This is a genomic window from Gottfriedia acidiceleris (assembly GCF_023115465.1).
Lineage (GTDB): Bacteria > Bacillota > Bacilli > Bacillales > Bacillaceae_G > Gottfriedia > Gottfriedia acidiceleris_B.
The window spans coordinates 2,502,263-2,520,933 of the sequence record NZ_CP096034.1 but is presented as its reverse complement, the minus strand read 5'-3'; the positions used below and the strand labels follow the sequence as shown (position 1 = coordinate 2,520,933).

Below are 18,671 nucleotides of genomic sequence, written 5' to 3'. Positions count from 1 at the left end.
TGGAAGCATGGATTACAATTCGTTTAAAGAAATTATTCACGGAAGAAGAAGTATTCGAAAATTTACTGATCAAGCAGTATCAAATGAAATAATTGAAGAAATTATTGACTGCGCACGTTATGCTCCAAGTGATACAAACTCACAAACTTGGGAGTTTATCATTATTAAAAACACTGACAAAATTAAAAAAATTGAAGAGATGACATGGGATTCTCTACATGAAGTAGCTGAAAAAGCAAAAGAAAAAGGATTAGAAAAGGAAGGGAAACTATTAGTTCGTTCTTTTGGTCCTTACGCAACAGCATTTAGAGAAGCACCAGTTTTAATTATTTGTTTAGCAACACCTTATGAATCAAAATTCAGAACAAAAATTTTTGATCCAATTGGCTTTGTTGAAGATGAAGTTTGGAAAGAAGAAGGAATTAAAAGCAGCTGCCTAGCATCACAAAACTTAATGTTAGCTGCACATGCATTAGGCTTAGGAACATGTCCTATGACAGGTCCGGTTCTATTAGCTCAAGATAAACTTCGATCTTACTTAGAGATCGAAGAAAATCGTGAAATTAACATGGTCATTTCACTTGGATATCCATCTGAACCAGCAAAAAAACTTGCACGTAAAGAAGTTGCAGAAATAATTCGATACGTTGATTAATAAAAGAAATAACCCACGAGGAAATGACTCGTGGGTTTTTTGATATTTTTAGAAAAGTGACTCTAATTCAGTCACTAATGAACCAACATACTCAACAGCTTCTTTGATTGGTGCACTTGTTGTTAGATCAACGCCAGCCATTTTTAATAGTTCAACAGGTTTTTTCGATCCACCAGTTTTTAATACTTCAATCCATGCATCAATAACAGGTTGGCCCTCTGAGGCAATTCTTCTTGAAATAGCAGTAGATGCAGTCAATCCAGCTGAATAAGTATATGGATAAAGTCCCATATAATAATGAGGCTGGCGCATCCAAGTTAAACTTGCACCTTCATCAATTTCAACTGAATCTCCCCAAAATTCTTTCAGAACATTAGCTTTAACTTCACAGAATGTTGTCGCAGTAAGCGGGGTTCCTTTTTCAGCAAGTTCATAAACTCTTCTTTGGAATTCACCTTCAAGTAAATGAGTTACAAAATTATGATAATAAGTACCTAGTAATTGAAGGATGACCCAACGCTTCATTTTTGGATCATTTGTTTGTTTTAATAAATATTGACCTAATAACATCTCGTTAAAAGTTGACGGTGCTTCTACGAAATACATAGATGGACGAGTATTTACAACACGTTGATATTTGTTTGCATAATAAAAATGACCAGCATGTCCAAGCTCATGTGTAAGTACAAATGCATTTCTCATCGTATCCTGCCAGCTAATTAAAATATATGGATGCACTCCATATGGACTAGAGCAAAATGCACCTGTTGATTTACCAACATTATCGCAATAATCGATCCAGCGTTCATCAAACGCTTTTTCCATAATAGAAACATAATCAGGTCCCATAATTTCTAGTGATTTTAAAATCGTTTCTTTTGCTTCTTCATAAGTAGTGCTTGGGTTAAAATTTGGATCTAGTGGTGCTTTTAAGTCATAGAAATGAATCGTCTCAAGTCCAAGTTGTTTTTTCTTTAAGTTAGCTAGTCTACGCATATGTGGAGCCAGTTCCTTAAAGATGATATTTAATTGATTATGATACATTTCTAAAGATACTTTATGGTCTTCAAGTAGCATTTGCGTAACTGAATCATAATGACGTAATTTACTTAATGCGACTTCTTTTTTTACTTGAGTAGCATAGATTGAAGCATATGTATTTTTGTATTGGGTGAGAGTTTTAGTAAAAGATTCATACGCCTGTTTACGCACTGTATGATTTGGAGAGAATTCATATAAGTTTTCAAACAAAGCAAACGAATTTTCTAATTCTTTTCCATTTTCATCTTCAAAGGAATCGAATTTTAAATCAGCGGCCTTACTTGTTTGGTAAATTCGATATGGGGCAGAAGTAACTTCACCAAGTGCAGCTAATGCCTCCTCAGTTTCAGGTAGTAATCGATGTTTTTTAGATGCAATAATTTCTTCTAATAATAATTTAAAAACCACAATTTCTTTTTCTTCCTTAATAAATGCCTCTAACATTTCATTATTTAAATGTAAAAGCTCTGACTGAATAAATGTTAAAGTTGTATTTGCTTTCGTACTTAAGCTAGAAAATAGTAAACTATCAGATTGATTTTGGGAATCTGAACCATCTCCAGACTGACGTAAGCTTACATATGTACCACAACGAATTAATTGAAGCATAATAGATTCATAAGTTAATAATGCTTTTTTTAAAGATTCAGCAGACTTAAGGACAGAACCTTTCAACGATTTAGCCTCTACTAAATCATTTTCAATTAGTTCTAAAGCAACTAGCCACTCTGCACGAGTCGGATATAAATCCTCTAATTTCCATGTCATTTCTGTTGGAACCTCAGCACGTGATAAACGTTTTACTAACATTTTTTCCATCAAATTGCCTCCTTTAGTAGTAGTTGGTACGAGTCTATTATACTGTATATAAACCTTTAAATGGTGAAATTATTCGATAAAATTGAAAATTATAACAATTTTACTGCACAAGCCGTCATTATTTTGATAAAATTAATTAGAATTTGGTTAAAAATTTTAACTTTTAGAAATAATTTTGGAAATAAATTTTATTCCATAGAAGGGAGTTTTTTAAGAACGAATGAAAAAATTTAAAATGGTCTGTTTACTAACTTTGGCAACTGTTGCACTTTCAGCATGTACTATTAAAAAACCTCCACAAAATTTGGATATTAAACCAGACGGAAGTTTTGATCAAAAAAGTATTGGAATTAAGGTGGAATCATCACTTCCTAAAAATGCTAAGTTTAATATTCTGTTTAAAAATGATGATACACAGAAAATAGTCTATGAAACTACTATTAAAACTGATAACAATGGCAATGCAAATAAAAAAATTTTATTAGACTCAAACAATAAAAACTTAACTGGCTTCTTATTTTTTAAGCCTGAAGAGCAACCAAAAACAATTCAAGACAAATTCGGTAAATATGGAGAAAACATTAGATCGAATACCAAAGGTTATACTGTAGGGAAAAGGAATAACCAAAAATATATATATATTAAGTTATATGGGACGTTCTTGAAATTTGGTAAATTGAGTAATCAAGGTTTTATATTTTTTGACAAAGAAAAGTTAAAGCAAAATAAGGAGGGGAAATAATACACAATTAGACAAACAGGATTGTGTAGAATATGATGATACAAACAAGTAGAATTATTTCTAAATATCTTCTTCAGTTTTGTTTAACTATATTTGGAATTGGTTTAATTACGGCAACTTCTTTTACTCTATTTTTACCAAAAGGAGAGCGACTAGTTGAGTTTTGGAATCAACTACAAATATTTTTTTGGAGTTTTTTTTACTTTAATAATTTAGAAGTTTACTTAAAAGAATTTCAATATGTTCCTTTTTCTTCTGTATTTTTAGAGCCATATGTTTATTCTTTTACCATTCTTTTTTCAGCGTTTTTACTTTCAATTTTCGTCGCATTATTTTTTGCTTATATTGTAAATATAGGTCCAAAATCATTTAGAAAAGTAATGAATAGCACCCTATTTTTCCTACAATCTATACCGGACGTAGTAATGATTTGTGCATTTCAAATTTTATTTTTATGGATTTTTAATAAAACCGGCGTAAAAATTGTCGATCCGATAAGTGGCTTTGAATCCAAAGCTTACGCATTACCGATCATCCTTGTATCGATCATTCCCACGATCCAACTTTTTCAAATGTTATTTCTGGCAATACAGGAAGAAAAAATTAGGGACTATGTAGAGTATGCTAAAGCAAAGGGACTTTCTAATTCTTGGATAATTATCCGCCATATATTGCGAAATGTTACAATTACATTACTAAGTAATAGTAAGCTAATATTTTGGATGATGATTTCAAATCTATTAATAGTAGAAAAGTTCTTTAATATGAAGGGCTATTTTTCATTTCTATTTAATAATAGTAGTTCGCCTGAAATCTTTTTTATGGCTTTAGTTTTACTATTTATCCCGTTCTTTTTTCTAGAGATTTTGTTTAAACAAATTGTAAATAGAATGAAAGGGGGACAAGCTATATGATAAAAATTAGAAAGTATTTTCCAATTATAATAGGAAGTTTTATCATACTTGGCTTAATCACCTTTAGTTTTATTTATACTTACTTTATTAAGGATACGATTAAATCAGCCCCTGCTTTATTATATAATGCAGAAGGTAAACTAATAGATACATATGGTTATCCTCCAAGTTGGAAATATCTTTTTGGTGTCGACCGATTTGGAAGAGATGTATTTTGGATGGTAATTGATGGTGCTAAATACACTTTATCTATTGCCATTGTTGTAGGACTAATGAGAGTCATATTAGGCGGTTTCTTAGGCTCATTTTTTGGGTTCATGAATCAAAGATTATTAAAAATTATTGAACCAATTTTGAATGCATTTCGTTTTGTCCCTGCTGTTATCATTATATTTCCATTTTTTGAAAGATTAAATGACGTTCCAGAAGTAGCAAAAGAAAAAACGATAGCACTACAAATAGCACTACTAATCATTATTTCGATACCAGTATTGATGAATTCAATCGGTGAAGAAGTTAGAGCATTTTTAAAAAATGATTTCATTACTAGTTCAAGAATCATTGGTGCACGAAATGGTTGGATCCGTCGTAAGCATGTAATACCTTATTTACAAAGCCGTATACTTTTATTATTTGTACAACAGACGATTCAAACATTATTTTTACTAACCCAATTAGGAGTTTTCAAGCTTTTTATTGGCGGAGTTAAAGTCCTTTCCCTAGATATCAATGTTGATCGACCGATGTCACAAGCTAACGAATGGTCAGGGATGATTGGTGCAAATTATATCGAGCTATCAATCGACAAATGGGTCATAGTAGGACCAAGCATTGCATTTATTGTTTCAATATTTGCTTTTAATCTAATTAAGTTAGGCATTGAGCGTTTAATGGAAAATCAAACTGGACATAAACAGAAGCAACTTATGAAAAATGAAGAATTATATGAAGGATTAAATGATTTTGATTTTGTGAACAAGGAAAAATTAAATGAAGTTAAGAGGATTGTAGAGGACGGACCTAAATCAAGTGACCAGCTTGTAACTAGATAATAAAGTAAGAGAAAACCTTTGTTCTAAATAGAGAATAGAGGTTTTTATTTTATAAAGACAAAAGAAGGGTATTTCAATTAAGAGTAAGAATTAACATATTATGGTAATCAGTGAGTGATTATTTAAATAAGTTTACTTTTTGGTTCGGATGTTCAATTGAATATCTTCTTTTGTACAATACTAAAACATGTAAGGGTCGGAAAAAATAGTTTGAAAAATTGGGAGTTGAGGGAAATGGAGCAATTTTTATTCAATCAGTTAGGTTTTGTAAGAAATCAAACCTTAAATCTACTAGATGGAATGACAGAAGAAATGGCTGACCAAATTCCAGAGGGGTTCCGAAATTCGATTCGTTGGAATTTAGGGCATATCTATGTGGTAGAGGAACGATTCGCTTTTCAATACTTGGGACTTCCTCAAAATTTACCTGAAGGTTTTAAGGAACAATTTGAATACGGTACAACACCATTAAATGCCCACAAATTTCGTGTACCCACTTTAAAGGAGTTAGGAGATCTTCTAAATGAACAGCAAGTTCGGATTCAAAAAACACTTATAGACTTATTAGATGTAAAAGTTGATCCATCTTATACCACATCTGCAGGAATGACATTAGAGACACCAAAACAATTTCTGACTTTTATTTTATACCATGAAGGTATGCATTTTAGTGTTATTAAACTTTATAAATCGTTATTATCACGATGATAAATAAAATGTAAGCTTAAATGTAAAATGAATATATTATTTGAAAGTCCTTTTATAATCTTTTCTTCAACTATTGAATTTTAGTTGGAAAAGGTGTTGGAGCCGATTTATAGGCTCCTGTTTTACTTTTTGCCATTTTAGTTAGAAAATGAGTTTTAATACTAGATAGTGAAGTGAGGACTTTATTACTATTTGGAGCTGAGAAAATGAATATTTTAATTAAAGAACTACCTGAATATGAAGTTGCGTATTTCAGGCGCTATGGATCATATTTTGAACCAAATGCAGAACATTGGGATAAGCTATTAAATTGGGCAATAAATTTCGGACTTTTTCCACCTCAACAATCTTTCATAGGAATTTCCTTAGATAATCCAGATTTAGTAGAAAGTTATAATTGTCGTCATGATGCATGTGTAACAATACCTGATGGGTTTGAGAAGGAAAAACATGAAAAAATAGAATTTAGGAAATTAAATGGTGGGCAATACGCTTTGTATCAATATTATGATTCTCCTAGTATGTTAAATAGTGGTTATAAATTTATGTATGAACAATGGTTACCAATTAGTGAGTTTGAACCTGATTACGACCGTTATAACTTAGAATTTAGTATGAATAATCCTGCTGAAGACCCAGATGGAAAAGCTAAAGTTGATTTATTTGTGCCAGTTAAAAAGCGAACATCTTACTAACTTTGTTTTTATCGTATATTATTAGACAAAATTAGTAATAAATGAAAATGATTATCTACTAACCTTAACATCTTCTTTCATATATGATGTAAGTATTGTTATTTCTTGGAAATAATAATATAATTAAATAGAATTTAAATTAAAATTATATCCTTTGTGAAAGGGTGTTAGACAATGAATTTCACTATTTACTTTGGAAATCATGAAGACAAAGAAGTACATACAATGGATTGCTATGTAGACATTGAGGAAGAAACTGTTTCTTAAGTGATCAATCATAAAAAGAGTTATTTCAAGGATGCGAAAAATTTTCGTATCCTTTTTTCATTTTTAAGATTTACATTTTAAAATTTATTGTGTATGATTAAAATATAAAAAGCGAACTTATGTTCTGTACATAGATTTTAGAAGGAAAGGAACTTGCATGATGAAAAGAAATGGAGCAACTAAAAGGAATTCAAAAACACCTATTATATCCAATACAGGTTTTATCGGAGCAAGTTTCATTGATATGGAAGAATTGCAAAAAAATCAATATTATTTCACTAGGAAGCATCCTTTAATTATACATGAAGTGTTAAATGGTCTGTTAGAAGCTGCATGTGCATTATTTCAAAAACAAAACATTCCCGCATATATTGCATGTGAATATTTACGTAATGAAAAGAAAATTGGCTTAATTTTATCAAAAAAGCCATTCGATAAAGTAGAAGGTATCCGTTATTTTATTGAATATCTTCGTGAGATTGGTCACTTAAATAATGAAAAAACAATTAGGGCTGAAATTTCAAATACCGGATTTATAGGTGTAATTTTTGTAGATTTATCCTATATTACAAGGTTTACTTTCAATACAGAAATTAAATTACTTTCTGCTTTCGCTATTAATTTCATGGAACCATTAAAAGAAATTTATCATCAAAATAAAATTCATTTATATATGTCAGGTGTTGAACTTCAAAAGGAGGATAAGTTAGGGTTTGTACTTTCTAAGAATCCTTATGATGAGCGAAAAGAAGCGAACTTGTATTTTAAGGAATATTTGAGAGAAAGAGGCTTGTTAAAAAATTATAAAGAGAATGTATTTATTCAAAGACATCGAGCGTAAATTTATTAAACGTATTGTACCTACTCAATTTTGGTTAAAAAAATACATATTAAATCTAAGAGGAACTGGCATGATCAGTTTCTCTTTTTGTTTATTCAAAAAAAGTTCAGTTCATAATTTGGATAAAGTTAGAAACGTACTTAAACCATTCGTTTGCATAATATATAGAAAGGAAATAGTTAAAAAGGAACGAATAATAATAATATAAGACTAACCAAAAAGGGGCAAAACGATGACGAATAATGGGAAATATGTAGATTGGCTAAGTGAAATTGTTAAACGTCATGAAAAAGAAGGTGGATTTGATGATTTACCTGGATTAGGTAAACCATTACCTAAAGAACTTCTAAAAGATGATCTATTAACAACTGTTATTTAGAAGTCGGGCTTTAAACCAGATTGGGTATTACAACAAAAGAAAATATTTCAAAAGCTTGAAACGATATTGATGAAATTAAATTCTGATGAAAATAATAAAGAAATAGCTAAAATGATTTCGGAAATAAATGATGAAATAAAGAAATATAACCTAGGCTGTCCTTTTCCAATGCAAAGAAATTATGTAAATAAGGAAAACATTAAGAATCAGTTGATTTATTGGAAATAAGTTTGTGAAAAAATGAACGATTTAACAATATAGATGTTTATACTTTTTTATTCCTGTATAAACATCTTTTTATTTTCCAATTTTGAAAATGGTAATTCTATGAAAAAATCTATATTTAATGATAATGTAAAATAAATACATAGTAAGAATAGTTGTACAGGGGGAATAGGAATGAGCGCCACTCTTGAAGTAAGGAGACTAGATCGGAATTTTCCATTTTGTTTATTTTCAAATGATGGATTGACGTTAGTTGGTCATCATTGGCATAAACTCGTAGAAATCATTTATGTACAAAAAGGGATCTTAAAGATTGGTGTAAATGATGAGTTACTTCATTTAGAAGAAGGAGAATTTTATATCATTAATAGTGGTGACATTCATTATTTTTTATCTTCACCGAATAGTATGAGATTGGTCGTGCAATTTGATTTTACTATTTTCGAAGATATACAGTTTTTGAAAAAAAATAATATGGAACTAATTGAATTGTTTAATTGTATTCAAAAATCTAGTGTTTTATGGAATGTAGAAGTGAAACAGAAAATGATTACCTATTTAAAAGAGCTTGAAAGTGAATATATTGAAAAAAAAGAAGGTTACGAATTGGCAATTAGAGCTAGATTATATGATATTTTACTACTAATCTATCGAGATCTACCTCATACAGAAAATAATAAGCTTAACTACCCTAATAGGAAGGCTAGTCTTTTAAAATTAGAAAAAATATTTCATTATATTGAAGAAAATTATATGAATAATATTACGTTAAATGATGTTGCGAATTTTATCGGCTTTACGAATTCGTATTTTGCAAAGTTTTTTAAAAAGTACACTGGTTCTACATTTTGTCATTATGTAAATCAATATAGAATAACAAAGGCTCAATGGTATTTATTTAATGAAGATTTACCAATTACAGAAATTGCTTATAATGTTGGATTCATCAATGTGAAAACGTTTAACAGATTATTTAAAAACGAGGTTGGTTTATCTCCAACCCAATATAAAAAAAAGACAATATATGAGAAGTTTTAGGCAAGGTGTAAGGAAGACTCTAATGATTTATTTCTATAAAATGGAAATGTAAATAACATTTCCGGAGGTTTTCATAATGAAATTAAAAGTAGGAATAATCGGTTGTGGTGGAATTGCAAAAGGTAAACATATGCCAAGCTTAGCAGCATTAGAACATGTAGAAATGGTAGCTTTTTGTGACATCATCGAAGAACGTGCTATTAAAGCGAAGGCACAATTTGGTGTTGAGGAAGCAAAGACATATACAGATTACAAGGAATTATTAGCAGACGAATCAATAGATGTAATTCACGTTTGTACCCCAAATAAATCACATTCATTTATTACGATTGATTCTTTAGAAGCAGGTAAACACGTTATGTGTGAAAAGCCAATGGCAAAAACTTCAGCAGAAGCAAAAGCGATGGTAGAAGCGTCTAAACGTACGGGAAAAAAATTAACAATTGGCTATCAAAATCGTTTTCGAAACGATTCACAATATCTAAGCGAAGTCTGTAAAAATAATGAACTAGGTGAAATTTACTTTGCAAAAGCTCATGCGATTAGAAGAAGAGCAGTACCTACATGGGGCGTATTTTTAAATGAAGAAGAACAAGGTGGCGGACCATTAATTGATATTGGTACTCATGCTTTGGATTTAACATTATGGCTGATGGATAATTATAAACCTAAATTTGTAGTTGGAAACGTTTACCACGAATTATCACATAAAGAAAACGCTGCAAATGCTTTTGGACCATGGGATCCAAAGGAATTTAAAGTGGAAGACTCTGCATTTGGTTTTATTACGATGGAAAACGGTGCAACCGTTATCCTAGAATCGAGCTGGGCATTAAATACTCTTGAAATAGGAGAAGCTCAAACTACACTTTGTGGTACTGAAGGTGGTGCAGATATGAGAGATGGCCTCCGAATTAATGGGGAAGCATACGGGCGACTTTACGATAAAAAAATTGATATCAACACTGGCGGCGTGGATTTTTACGAGGGTGCAACTGATTCCGCTGAAGTATTAGAAGCGAGACAATGGATTGACAGTATTATTAATGATACAGAACCAACCGTTAAACCTGAGCAAGCTTTAGTTGTAACTCAAATTTTAGAGGCAATCTACGAATCTTCAAAATCAAAGAAACCGGTATATTTTAACTAATCAGTATAGGAGATGGAATATATGACACTGCCAATTGCCCTACAATTATGGAGTGTAAAAGAGGACGCAGCAATCGACTTTTTCGGTACTTTAGAAAAAGTAGCGCAAATGGGTTATGACGGTATTGAGTTCGCGGGATACTATGGTAAAAATGCTTCGGAAATAAAATCTGTTTTAAACAAACTAGGATTAAAGATAGCAGGAGCCCATGTAAGTGCAGAACAAATTATTCATCATATTGATGACGTAATTGCTTTCGAAAAAGAATTAGGAAACAAATACGTAGTGTGCCCATGGGCAAATTTTACTAGTTTAAAAGAATGGGAGGAATTTGCAGAACATTTACAACAGTCAGGAAAAAAGCTAGCTGAAGCAGGGATATCTTTAGTTTATCACAATCATGCTCATGAATTAGTTGCATTAGAAAATGAATATATTCTCGATATTTTATTCAATTCAGTCCCAACTAATCTCTTAAAAGCAGAGTTGGATACTTACTGGTTAGAATTTGCTGGTATAGATGCGGTTGAATTTATGAGTAAGTATAAAGGAAGGACTCCATTAATCCATGTGAAGGATATGGCTCCATCCAAGGAGGAAAGTACCGAAGTAGGAAATGGAATTATGAATATAAAAGGAATTGTACAACAAGCAAAACTAAATTCAGCCGAATGGTTAATTGTTGAGCAAGAAGCGTTTACTAAACCACAATTAGCAAGTGTCGAAATTGGATTGAATAACTTAAAAATGATACTAGCTGATGCTTAAGAAATTATTAAACTATGTAAAAAAATAGAGATGGGTGAGTCAGATGGTAAAAGTAACGATTTGGAATGAAAATCGACATGAGCAAATTAATCCAGAAGTAAAAAGCATCTATCCTAGCGGAATACACACAACTATTGCTACTTTCTTAAATGAAGCAGGGTATGATACTTCGACGGCTACATTAGATCAACCTGAGCATGGATTGACGGATGAAGTGCTAGAAAATACTGATGTATTAATTTGGTGGGGACATATTGCTCATCATGATGTGGAAGATCATATTGTTAAAAAGGTTTATGAAAAAGTATTGCAAGGTATGGGGTTAATTGTCCTACATTCTGGACATTTTTCTAAGATTTTTAAAAAATTAATGGGGACTAGCTGCGATTTAAAATGGCGTGAAGCAGCAGAAACAGAAAGACTTTGGGTTGTTGATCCGTCTCATCCAATAGTAGATGGTATTGGCGAATATATTGAGATTGACCAAGAAGAAATGTATGGAGAACATTTTGATATTCCAACCCCAGATGAGCTAGTTTTAGTAAGCTGGTTTAAAGGTGGAGAAGTATTTAGAAGTGGATGTACATTTAAAAGAGGGAGTGGGAAAATCTTTTATTTCAGACCAGGTCATGAAACTTATCCAACTTATCATCATAAAGATGTTCAAAAAATCATCATTAATGCAGTAAATTGGGCGAATAAATCGAAAAGAAATTATCCTTCATATGGAAATAAAGAGGCCTTAGAGGCATTAACGTAAATAATAGATTGGAGCGAGAAAAAGATGAAATTAGGAGTATTCACGGTATTATTTGCGGATCAATCATTTGAGGAAATGCTTGATAAAGTTGCACACTCTGGATTAAAGGCTGTTGAAATAGGAACTGGTTGCTACCCTGGGAATGCCCATTGTCCTTTAAATGAATTATTAGAAAGTGAGCAACTCAGAAGAGAGTATATTGAAAAAGTTGAAAAACGTGGATTAACGATTAGCGCTTTTAGTTGTCATGGAAATCCTTTATCACCTGATAAAGAGTTTGCGAAGGAATCCCATGATGTACTCTCTAAAACGATTAAATTGGCTTCGCTATTAAGGGTACCAGTTGTAAATTGCTTTTCAGGCACTAGTGGTGACCATGAAGAAGCAAAGTTTCCGAGTTGGCCAGTAACTGCTTGGCCAAATGAGTATAGAGATGTACTAAAGTGGCAATGGGAAGAAAAACTAATTCCTTATTGGAAAGAAATGGGCAGATTTGCAAAGGAGCATCAAGTAAAAATTGGGCTAGAACTACATGGAGGTTTTTTAGTTCATACTCCATATTCATTATTAAAGCTACGAAAAGAAACTAGTGATTCAATTGGAGCTAATTTGGATCCTAGTCATCTTTGGTGGCAAGGGATTGATCCTGTAGCAGCGATTAAAATACTTGGAAAAGAAAATGCGATTCACCATTTCCATGCAAAAGATACTTATATCGATCAAGATAACGTAAATATGTATGGTTTAACTGATATGCAACCATATGGTGAAGTTCAAACTAGAGCTTGGACATTCCGATCGGTAGGCTGTGGACACAGTTTGAAAGATTGGTCCGATATGATGAGTGCACTACGTACTTTTGGATATGACTATGTAGTGAGTATTGAACACGAGGACCCAATCATGTCGATTGATGAAGGTTTTTCACGTGCCGTTAAAAACTTACAGTCCGTATTAATAAATGAAGATCCATCACAAATATGGTGGACTTGATAAAAGATCGGTAACCATTCCAAAAAAAGTTGGTGAAAAAATGGAAAAATTACGAGTTGCGATTATTGGTTGTGGAAATATTTTTTTAATGCATGCACAACCTGCTTTCATAAGAGAAAATGTAGAATTAGTAGCTGTTTGTGATATTAAGGAAGAGCGAGCAAAAGAGAAAGCAGAACAATTCAAATGTACTTACTATACAAATTATCTGGAGCTTTTTGAGAAAGAAATTTTAGATGTGATCCATATTTGCTTACCGCATTATTTACATGCACCGGTTGCAATTGAGGCCGCAAAGCGAAAAATCCATGTTCTTACTGAAAAGCCAATGTCTATTCATTTTTCTGATGCAAAAGAAATGGTAGAAACAGCAAAAAATAATGGAGTAACATTAGGGGTCATTTTTCAAAATAGGTATAATCCAGGATCAATTCTGATTAAAGAAATGTTACAAAATGGTACTTTAGGTAAAATAAAATCTGGAAAACTATCAGTAACATGGGACCGTTCAGACGAGTACTATTTGACTAGTGATTGGAAAGGGACTTGGGAAAAAGAAGGTGGCGGAGTAGTCATTGACCAAGCTATTCATACGATGGATTTAATGCGATGGTTCGTTGATGATGAGATTGAATATGTTGACGCGACAATTAGTAATAGAGCACATGAAATGATTGAAGTTGAAGATTGTGCAGAAGGTGTTATTAAGTATAGAAGTGGTGTAGTTACTGCCTTTCATACTATAAACTATTATTCTTATGATGCACCAGTTACGATTGAGCTACATTGTGAAAACGGGCTTGCTAAAATGATTGCTGACCGTGGAGTCGTCTCTTTGAAAGATGGCCGAGAGTTCGTTGCAGATCACAATCCTAATGAAACCTTTGATTACGGCAATGGTGCAAAAGGATATTGGGGCGTTAGTCATGTAAAACAGATTAATAATTTTTATGAATCATTAAATGATCATTCTCAGTTACAAATTACTGGTGAAGAAGCGATGAAAACTCAAAAAATGATTTGTGCAATCTATGAATCAGGTAAGAAAAAAGAGAGGATTTATTTTTAATTTATTAAAATTCCCAAAAATTGAGAAAAAGCAAATGATGTGGACTGTTTCGTTCATGTTGTTTGCTTTTTTTTATTTCAAAAGGCATCACGTTATATTGAAAGTTTTTAATTTTACTATTTTTTATTCGTTAAAATTGATTGACCCTACTCATGAAAACGCATATAATTTTAAATATAATCAGGTGAAACGTTTCGACAAGTATTTTTATAGCATTTTAATGGGCTAATTCGTGATTCAATTAAATGAAGCATATGTAAGTCAGTATCTTACTGTTTTCACTCATCAATATGCAGACTATGGTAATTGGCCATAAAGGTTTATGTTTGATAAATATTTTGTATTTAAGCTGGTGAAAGCCACAGAGATGTAATTTTTTGGCAATGAAGCTTTAAGTGAGTATCTTTTAGCAACAAGGGATATTAGTATATTAGCAGAAGAAATTTCATTTACCGAATATAGTACACTTAAATTAACTACAATAAAATCAAGCTTACTAGAACATGCAAAAAGGAAATTAATTATATAAATGATAATTTATTACATGATACCTATCTTTCTTCGTATGAGATGGTGATTGGGATGATACGCTTCAACCTGCAAATGCTCAATTGAAAAATACATGGTAAGTAGTTGGACAGTTACACATACATATGCTACCAATCTCTCAGTTGGTGGATAATCCGTTTTGACTTCAAGTACACTTCCTCCTGGAAGGAAAATTTCGTTTGTTTCTAATACTTCCAATCGCATCTTATAATCAAAACCATCTGAATATTTTTCGGATTTAGGTTTCATGTTTGGTTCACCTTCAAGTAATTAACAGAATCCATTCTGTAAAATTGATGATAGCATCTTTTACTTTCTGTGAAGCAAAGACAATTTTAAGATGGGGAAATTCCTGCAACATTGCGCCCATACCGTGATAATGATCCGGATGTCTGTATGTAATTAGCATTGTCTTTGGTATTGAACCCGTTGATAGTGCCAAGTGCCGCAACTTTTCGTGCCTCCACGCTGTTCTTGTGAAGTCTACAATAAAGGTTCCTTTATCATCTGAGAAAAATAAGCATTTACATTAGCTTCATCTCAATGGTATACGTCAATCGCAAGTTTTTGTACTTTCATTTTTTTTCAATTTCTTTTATCAAAAATAATAATTATAGAGTTATCTTAATATAATATCTCTTCGCGTATTATTACCATTTGCTAATTGGTGCTTCTTACAAAAGGGGTAAATAGTACGTAATTTCATAAACTTACTTTTACTGCAAGCTAAAATTAAATTTAGCAATATAAATTAAGTTAGATATATTATGCTTTACCAATATTATGGGTAAATACGGTACTTTTTGTGCTTATATTACTTCAAAGTACCTATTTATTTATGATTAACAATGAGAATTTTAAAATATCTAACTATTGTAGTTGAAGAATCTTTATGGCTAAATTTCCTTTACATCTTCAAATTTGTGTAAAACAAAAAAAGAACCACTGAGAAAGGTTCTTCGTCGAATATACACTTTAAAGCGATCTTTGAATATGATGGGTATAGATGGAAAGTATTACTTGATGCTGAAAAGAGGTATATTATGAATCATTTTTCGGAGATGCCAGTTCAACAAAATGACACAGGGGCGTCTGACTGTGTTCTAAGAATGAAAATTGAAGATCCTACTGTTCATGCATTTCGATCCATTGATGAGTTTGAAAGTATGTTGCGAAATAATATCACTTTAAGTGCGAGGGCTATGTTTCAAAATAAATTGAGCTTTGCCGTATTTGCAAAATCGCGATGTAATCCAATGTATTGGCAATTAATGAGAACAGGAGGATTCCTATTAAGGCAAGGTGTAAAACCTTCTGATGCAATTAAAGATATATACTTTAATAGTTCATTTTATGCGTTTGAATGTGCAACGGCAATGGTCATTATTTATTATCATGCAGTTTTAAATCTAATAGGTGAAGACTTATTTAATCAAATTTTTCAAAACATCTATTTATACGGCTGGCATACTGATCCTGACTTAGGAATAGGTGCACAGTATTCTGATCGAATTTTACCTGGAGATATTGTATATTTTAATAATCCAGAATTTAATCCACTAACCCCTGAGTGGAGAGGAGAAAATGCGGTTGTTCTAGGAGATGGTACGTTTTTTGGACATGGATTAGGAATAATGACAGCCGAGCAAATGATTTTTTCACTAAATAACATGAGATGGCCAGGAGCATATCGCTCTGCCTACTTGACTAATTCAGTTACTAGACCGAATTTTAAACATTTGGCGGAATTATCGAGTTGGCAACGAGACTATTCAATTAATAAAAATAAGAATATAGTCTTACATCATAACCAAAGTTCGATATCATTTGATTTTTATCTCTATTTGTTAAATTTCTTTATGTGATATTCAATATTTTTAGTTAATACTTAAACAAAATCAAAGTGAGGTCTTGGCTGATTTTTTTGCCTAAACCTCACTATTTTTATTATATTTCCATTAATTTAAGTCCCAATATTCTTATTGCTACTTAATCTATTTTAAATAAAACTTGATTCCATAACTTTGTAGTTCAGGTAGCATCTCCTTCACATCAGTCCAAGTATGTAAAATAAAGTGAGTATGAATTTTATCATTCACCGGGAGGGGCGCTGTTTACTCACCAATTTTCACATGCATGGTTTAATTTTGAAAATATTGTTGATGAAGATGGAATTAATTGGCACGAAAACTCCGTTAAAGCTTCATTAGCCGCTAAGAAGTATTGTAATGATAATGCACAGGGCTTTAAAACTTTTGCAGAAAGTGAACACGCATGGGGATTAACTGCATGCGATGGACCACACGAATATAAAGCATATGGGGCTGGACCGTTTCATCCAAATTGTAATCAGTATATTAATAATGGCACGATTGCACCCGCAGCAGCAGCTGGTTCAATTGTCTTTACTCCAAAGGAATCAATTGATGCATTAAATTATTTCTATGAAAATGTACCTTAATTATTGAGTAAATATGGTTTCCTAGATTCATATAATCGTGACGTTGCATCTAACTGGGTGTCAGATCGAGTAATTGGAATTGATAAAGGTGCAACATTGCTGATAATTGAAAACTATGAAACAGGATTAATTTGGGATTTATACATGAAAAGCGATTACGTAAAGAACGGAGCTAAAATATTAGGTTGGAAACGCAATAACCTAATTACTTCTTAAACTTTATGTGAGATGTAAAAGTGGGCAATGGAAGTTCAAAATACTTCAGTGCTCACTTTTTAAATAAAAATATAACTTTTCCCATTTAGGTATAAAGGTTGGAAAAAATGTAGGAAAATTTTACTTAATTTTGATAAAATTAAAATATGTATTATATTTCATCTATATTTAATCTAAACGTAATAAAAGTAAAAAATAGAAAAAATTAGTTTTTTAGTTTACATAGAATGGAGGATATGGGATGGCGGGCATAAAAGATATTGCCAAAGAAGCTGGAGTTTCCATTTCAACAGTGTCATATGCATTGAATGGTAGCCCAAAAGTAACAGAAGAAACTCGAAGCAGAATCTTGAAGATTGCCAATAGATTAGGTTATGTTCCTAATGCAGCGGCAAGAATGTTAAAGGTTAAAGAAACGAAAATTATTGGGGTATTCTTAGCTGATTATGGTGGTTATTTTTACGGACCACTTTTAAGAGGAATGAGACAAGTTTTAAACGACAAAGGTTATGAATTAATTGCTTGTTCTGGTGTGCAATCGCATCGACTTTTATTAGAAAAAGTAATTGATGGTGGAATCATTTTAGATCAGGCTTTTTCAGATGAAGAACTTTTAGATTATGCTGAAAAAAATTATAAAATGGTAGTGATGGATCGAGAATTACAGCACAACAATATTAAAGGAGTTCTATTAGATAATAATGGCGGAGCTAAGTTAGCGATTAAAGAACTTCTTAAAAATGATGTCAAAAAAGTATATGTAGTAACAGGGCCAGAAGGATCATACGATTCAAGTAAACGTATGGAAGGTGTTAGAGAAGAATTAGCAAATTATCCTAAAATTGATTTGATTGAAATCAGTGGAAATTTCATGAAAGATTCAGGAGAGTTAGCAGCAAAACAAATCTTTTCAAACTATACTACTGAACCAGCTGCAATTTTCTGTTTTAATGATGAAATGGCAATTGGAATCTATAACTATCTACAAGATACAGAATACAAAGTAGGTAAAGATGTTTATATTGTAGGCTTCGATAATATTGAATTATCACAATATGTAACACCAAGATTAAGTACAGTCTCTTATTCTACATTTGATTGGGGTTCATTAGCGGCTAAAAATTTATTGAAACTCATATCTAACGAAATTGTTGAGAATAAGAAAATTGAAGTTTCATTAACTGTTGGTGGCTCTTCTTAAGTAGAAAATTATATCAGAAACTTAAGTTTTTCTTAAAGAGACTTAAATTTCTCTTAATAAGAGAGGTTTGTGTTTCTTTTTTTGTCTAATATCGGAAATTTCACATACCGGAATGAGATGTTTAA

18 protein-coding genes and 1 pseudogene are annotated in these 18,671 nt (G+C 31.7%); 17 read left to right on the top strand and 2 right to left on the bottom strand.

The genetic code is table 11. The features are described from left to right. The first annotated feature begins 7 nt into the window (after positions 1–7). Complete coding sequence (locus MY490_RS12050; RefSeq protein WP_248265938.1) at positions 8–655, top strand: nitroreductase family protein; 648 nt, start codon at positions 8–10, stop codon at positions 653–655. A gap of 48 nt (positions 656–703) precedes the next feature. Here MY490_RS12050 and pepF read toward each other — a convergent pair whose 3' ends face one another. Continuing rightward, positions 704–2,515, bottom strand: coding sequence for an oligoendopeptidase F (pepF, locus tag MY490_RS12045; RefSeq protein WP_248265937.1), 1,812 nt, complete (start codon positions 2,513–2,515; stop codon positions 704–706). 220 nt (positions 2,516–2,735) lie between these two features. On the opposite strand from pepF, the gene MY490_RS12040 reads away from it, so the two are divergent. The 13 genes from MY490_RS12040 to MY490_RS11980 all read left to right on the top strand — a co-directional run bounded on the left by MY490_RS12040 (position 2,736) and on the right by MY490_RS11980 (position 14,119). Beyond that, the gene (locus MY490_RS12040; protein ID WP_248265936.1) at positions 2,736–3,257 is read left to right on the top strand and encodes a hypothetical protein; all 522 of its coding nucleotides are present in this window, start codon (positions 2,736–2,738) and stop codon (positions 3,255–3,257) included. Between the two features lie 32 nt (positions 3,258–3,289). Then, on the top strand, positions 3,290–4,171 hold the full coding sequence (locus MY490_RS12035) for an ABC transporter permease subunit (RefSeq protein WP_248265935.1): 882 nt from the start codon (positions 3,290–3,292) through the stop codon (positions 4,169–4,171). Then, positions 4,168–5,223, top strand: a complete 1,056-nt coding sequence (locus MY490_RS12030; protein WP_248265934.1) for a peptide ABC transporter permease — start codon at positions 4,168–4,170, stop codon at positions 5,221–5,223. Before MY490_RS12035 ends, MY490_RS12030 begins: the two co-directional genes overlap by 4 nt. A 234-nt stretch (positions 5,224–5,457) precedes the next feature. Continuing rightward, positions 5,458–5,931 (top strand): DinB family protein, encoded by a 474-nt coding sequence (locus MY490_RS12025; RefSeq protein ID WP_248265933.1) that lies wholly within the window; start codon positions 5,458–5,460, stop codon positions 5,929–5,931. A gap of 206 nt (positions 5,932–6,137) precedes the next feature. Beyond that, positions 6,138–6,626, top strand: coding sequence for an AraC family transcriptional regulator (locus tag MY490_RS12020; protein WP_248265932.1), 489 nt, complete (start codon positions 6,138–6,140; stop codon positions 6,624–6,626). Between the two features lie 424 nt (positions 6,627–7,050). Then, entirely contained in the window at positions 7,051–7,734 is a 684-nt protein-coding gene (locus tag MY490_RS12015; protein WP_248265931.1) for a hypothetical protein, read from the top strand. 232 nt (positions 7,735–7,966) lie between these two features. Then, positions 7,967–8,113, top strand: a complete 147-nt coding sequence (locus MY490_RS12010; protein WP_248265930.1) for a DnaJ family domain-containing protein — start codon at positions 7,967–7,969, stop codon at positions 8,111–8,113. 399 nt (positions 8,114–8,512) lie between these two features. After that, entirely contained in the window at positions 8,513–9,376 is an 864-nt protein-coding gene (locus tag MY490_RS12005) for an AraC family transcriptional regulator (protein ID WP_248265929.1), read from the top strand. Between the two features lie 76 nt (positions 9,377–9,452). After that, positions 9,453–10,529: a Gfo/Idh/MocA family protein gene (locus MY490_RS12000; protein ID WP_248265928.1), complete on the top strand. Its 1,077-nt coding sequence runs from the start codon at positions 9,453–9,455 to the stop codon at positions 10,527–10,529. Positions 10,530–10,550: 21 nt separating this feature from the next. After that, the gene (locus MY490_RS11995; RefSeq protein ID WP_248265927.1) at positions 10,551–11,297 is read left to right on the top strand and encodes a sugar phosphate isomerase/epimerase family protein; all 747 of its coding nucleotides are present in this window, start codon (positions 10,551–10,553) and stop codon (positions 11,295–11,297) included. 43 nt (positions 11,298–11,340) lie between these two features. Continuing rightward, positions 11,341–12,057 (top strand): ThuA domain-containing protein, encoded by a 717-nt coding sequence (locus MY490_RS11990; protein ID WP_248265926.1) that lies wholly within the window; start codon positions 11,341–11,343, stop codon positions 12,055–12,057. A gap of 24 nt (positions 12,058–12,081) precedes the next feature. Continuing rightward, positions 12,082–13,050 (top strand): sugar phosphate isomerase/epimerase family protein, encoded by a 969-nt coding sequence (locus MY490_RS11985; protein WP_248265925.1) that lies wholly within the window; start codon positions 12,082–12,084, stop codon positions 13,048–13,050. A gap of 40 nt (positions 13,051–13,090) precedes the next feature. Further along, positions 13,091–14,119, top strand: a complete 1,029-nt coding sequence (locus tag MY490_RS11980) for a Gfo/Idh/MocA family protein (RefSeq protein ID WP_248265924.1) — start codon at positions 13,091–13,093, stop codon at positions 14,117–14,119. A gap of 540 nt (positions 14,120–14,659) precedes the next feature. Here the strand turns inward: MY490_RS11980 and MY490_RS11975 are convergent. Next, complete coding sequence (locus tag MY490_RS11975; RefSeq protein WP_248265923.1) at positions 14,660–14,917, bottom strand: hypothetical protein; 258 nt, start codon at positions 14,915–14,917, stop codon at positions 14,660–14,662. 794 nt (positions 14,918–15,711) lie between these two features. On the opposite strand from MY490_RS11975, the gene MY490_RS11970 reads away from it, so the two are divergent. From MY490_RS11970 to MY490_RS11960, 3 genes and pseudogenes are all read left to right on the top strand, one after another. Next, the gene (locus MY490_RS11970; RefSeq protein WP_248265922.1) at positions 15,712–16,533 is read left to right on the top strand and encodes a protein-glutamine gamma-glutamyltransferase; all 822 of its coding nucleotides are present in this window, start codon (positions 15,712–15,714) and stop codon (positions 16,531–16,533) included. 245 nt (positions 16,534–16,778) lie between these two features. Beyond that, positions 16,779–17,345, top strand: a pseudogene (locus tag MY490_RS11965) (glucoamylase family protein). Positions 17,346–17,586: 241 nt separating this feature from the next. Then, positions 17,587–18,546 carry a LacI family DNA-binding transcriptional regulator gene (locus MY490_RS11960; RefSeq protein WP_248265921.1) on the top strand — a complete coding sequence of 320 codons (960 nt, stop codon included), beginning with the start codon at positions 17,587–17,589 and terminating at the stop codon, positions 18,544–18,546. The last annotated feature ends 125 nt before the right edge of the window (positions 18,547–18,671 follow it).